Raw genomic sequence first — 3,512 nt, 5'->3', positions numbered from 1 at the left:
CGCCGGACCTGGAAGCGCATCCTGGATCCGGATTCCGCCGTCATGTGCATCGTGGCCGAAGTGGACGGCCAGGTGTACGGCTTCGCCAACTGCGTGGTGCACGAGAACACCTGGGAGACGCAACCGGTCTGCTACCTGGAGGACCTGTACGTCACGCCCGCCGCACGCGGCCACGGCCTGGGCACCGCCCTGATCGAGTGGCTGCGCAATGCCATGCGCGCCGAAGGCTGGGCCCGCCTGTACTGGATGACCCGCGCCGACAACCTGCCGGCGCGCCGGCTCTATGACCGCTTCACCCTCGCGGACGGCTTCGTCCGCTACGTGATCCGGCAAAAATGAACAAGCCGGCGCCGGGCCGGTCGCTGCGCTTCCGGCTGTTCCTGCTGGCCGCGAGCGGCCTGCTGCCGCTGGCCATCGTCTCGGCCGCCGTCCTCGGTTACGTCAGCGCCGAACGCGGGCGCGACACGCGCGAGACCGCACTGGCCGTCTCGCGGGCCCTGGCCACCGCCGTGGACGCGGAGCTGGCGGCCACCTTGAGCGTGCTGCAAAGCCTGGCGCTGTCGGACGAACTCGCGCCCGCGCGGATGCGCGACTTCCATGCGCTGGCGGGCCGGGTGGCGGAGCGCCAGGGCTGGCGCGCCGTCATCCTGGCCGACGGCAGCGGGCGCATCCTCCTGAGCTCGAGCGCCGCGCCGGATGCCGCCCAGGGCGATCCGGTGGACCCGGCCAGCATGCAGCGCGCGATCACCACCCGCCGCCCGGTGGTCGGCAACGTGGTGCGCGGCCCGCGCGGCGTGCCCGCCTTCGCCGTGCGGCTGCCGGTGGAGCGCGACGGACAACTGCGCTACGTGCTGACGGCGGTGATCCCCACCGAGCAGATCCGCGCCACGCTGCTGCGGCAGCAGGTGCCCTCGCACTCCGTCGTCTCGGTGTTCGATCCCACCCTGCAGCGCGTGGCCCGCTCGCGGCCCCATCCCAGCCAGCGCCCGGCCCCCTCGCTGCAGGCGATGCTGGAGCGCGGCGAGCGGGAAGGCACGGGCACCACCACCACGCTGGAAGGCACGTCCGCCCACACGGGCTACGCGCGGCTGCCGACCTGGGGCTGGGTGGTCGCCACCGGCATCTCGGCCGAGGACGCGAACAAGGGCCTCGCCGGCGTGCTCGGCGCGGTGGCCGCGGGGCTGCTCGCTTCGCTGGGCCTGGCGGCCTTCCTCGCCTGGTACTTCGCCCGCGACGTCACCGAGCCGATCGACGCCCTGAAGGCGGCCGCCGGCGCGCTGGGGCGCGGCGAGCCGGTGCGCCTGCCGCGGCTGGACGTCGCGGAGCTGCAGCAGGTGGGCGCCGCGCTGGCGCACGCCTCGGCCGACCGCGACCGCGCCGCGCGCGAGCGGCGCGCCGCCGAGGCCGAACGCGAGACCCTGCTCGCCCGCGCCACCGAGGCGCTGCAGCGCGCGGAGGAGGCCGGCCGCAGCAAGGACGAATTCCTTGCCATGCTGGGGCACGAGCTGCGCAACCCGCTGGCCCCGATGGCGACCGCGCTGCACCTGATGGCGCGCAAGGGGGATCCCTCCACCCGGCGCGAGCGCGAGGTGATGGAGCGCCAGGTGGCGCACATGCAGCGGCTGGTCGACGACCTGCTGGACGTTTCGCGCATCGCCGGCAAGCGGCTGGAGTTCCGCCTGCAGCCGCTGCAGCTCGCACCCGCGGTGCGGCACGCGGCGGAGGCGGCGCAGCCGGTCCTCGGGCTGCGCCGCCTCGAGGTGCAGGTGGCGGAGGACGCCGAAACGCTCTGGGTCGAGGCGGACGAAGTGCGGCTCGCGCAGGTCCTGAACAACCTGTTGGGCAACGCGATCAAGTTCACCGGCCCCGAAGGCCACATCTCGCTGGCCCTGGCGCGCGCCGGCGGACTGGCCGAGATCACGGTGCGTGACGACGGCGTCGGCATGCCAAGCGAGGTGCTGGAACACGTGTTCGACCTGTTCTACCAGGCGCCCCAGGGTACGGACCGCTCGCTCGGCGGCCTGGGCCTCGGGCTGGCCATCGTGCGCAGCCTCATCGAGATGCACGGCGGCAGCGTCAGCGCGTCGAGCGACGGCGAAGGCCGCGGCAGCACCCTGGTCGTGCGCCTGCCGCTGGCGGCGCCGCCGCCGCAGGCCGAAGAGGCCGGCAGCGTCGCGCCGCCGCCCGCCGTCGACGCCCGCGTGCTGCTGGTGGACGACAACCAGGACGCGGCGGAGACGGCCGCCGCGGTGCTGGAACTCTCCGGCCTGGAGGTGCAGGTCGCCTACGACCCCGGGGTGGCCCTGAGCATGCTGGACCGCTTCAAGCCCGACGTCGCCGTGCTGGACATCGGCCTGCCCGGCATGAACGGCTACGAGCTGGCCGCGCAGCTGAAGGCGCATCCGAACGGCGCGAACTGCTATCTTGTGGCGTTGACCGGGTACGGCACCGCGGCGGATGCCGCCCGTGCGCGCGCGGCCGGCTTCGGCCGGCACCTGGTCAAGCCCGCGGCACCGGAGGCGCTGCTCCAGGCGATCCGGCAGGGCCTGCGGGACACTACCGACCGGAGAGCCCCATGAAGACGCACCGGGGCCACGGCTTCGCGCCGCCCATTGAAAGAAGAAAAGGATCGCCTTGACCGGAGCCCTCACCGAATCCCGGCTGCGCGAGGAGGTCTGCCGCGTCGGCCGCAGCCTGTTCGAGCGCGGCTACGTGCATGCCACCGCCGGCAACATCAGCGTGCGCCTCGACGACGGCTTCCTGATCACGCCCACCGACGCCTGCCTCGGGGTTCTCGAGCCCGATGCGCTGGCCCGCGTCGATGCGCAAGGGCAGCAGCTGTCCGGCGCCCCGGCCAGCAAGACGCTGGCGCTGCACCGGCGCATCTACGGCGCCCATGCCGCGCTCGGCGTGGCGGCGCCGCGCTGCGTGATCCACACCCACAGCACGCACTGCGTCGCCCTCACGCTGGACGATCCGCAAGGCGAACTGCTGCCGCCGATCACGCCTTATTTCGTGATGAAAGTTGGACACGTCCCGGTCGTGCCCTACCACCGCCCCGGTGCGCCCGAAGCGGCCGAGGCAGTCGCTGCGCTGATCGCGCGCTACGCCGGCCAGGGCACGCCGATCCGCGCAGTGATGCTCACGCGGCTGGGGCCCAACGTGTGGCACGACACGCCGGCGCAGGCGATGGCGGTGCTGGAGGAACTGGAGGAAACCGCGAAGCTGTGGCTGCAGGCACCGAGCCGGCCGCAGCCGCTGGGAGAGGCCGCGCTCGACGAGCTGCGGAGGGCCTTCGGCGCGCGCTGGTGATTCCGCCTTCCCAAGGGAAGCTGTTGCACACCTCTTCACAAGTGCAACTGATTCCGGATTCTGTATCGTCACAGCCGATTACATCTCGGTCCCCTTGGTGGGATCGGCTTCGGCACCTTCGTTCATCGGCCCGGCACGGCCGGCCTGCCTACACTTCCCACGCGCCCTCCGAACGGCGCCCATGACCTTCCCAAAGCCCC

The 3,512-nt window shown here is 72.9% G+C and carries 3 protein-coding genes; all 3 read left to right on the top strand.

Translation table 11 applies throughout. The features are described 5' to 3' along the window. Positions 1-339: GNAT family N-acetyltransferase (locus VFM98_RS19385; RefSeq protein WP_325111534.1), on the top strand; the 339-nt coding region annotated here is incomplete at its 5' end. After that, positions 336-2,579: a hybrid sensor histidine kinase/response regulator gene (locus tag VFM98_RS19380; protein ID WP_325111533.1), complete on the top strand. Its 2,244-nt coding sequence runs from the start codon at positions 336-338 to the stop codon at positions 2,577-2,579. The genes VFM98_RS19385 and VFM98_RS19380, both read left to right, overlap by 4 nt. A 55-nt stretch (positions 2,580-2,634) precedes the next feature. Next, entirely contained in the window at positions 2,635-3,312 is a 678-nt protein-coding gene (locus VFM98_RS19375; RefSeq protein ID WP_325111532.1) for an aldolase, read from the top strand. The last annotated feature ends 200 nt before the right edge of the window (positions 3,313-3,512 follow it).

It is taken from the genome of Ramlibacter sp., assembly GCF_035706265.1.
Classification (GTDB): Bacteria; Pseudomonadota; Gammaproteobacteria; order Burkholderiales; family Burkholderiaceae_C; genus Ramlibacter.
This window is presented reverse-complemented; position numbering and strand designations above follow the sequence as displayed.

What these genes read in the sequence shown, in the direction of transcription:
- VFM98_RS19380 (WP_325111533.1), top strand. Translation starts at nt 336, where the DNA reads ATGAACAAGCCGGCGCCGGGCCGGTCGCTGCGCTTCCGGCTGTTCCTG.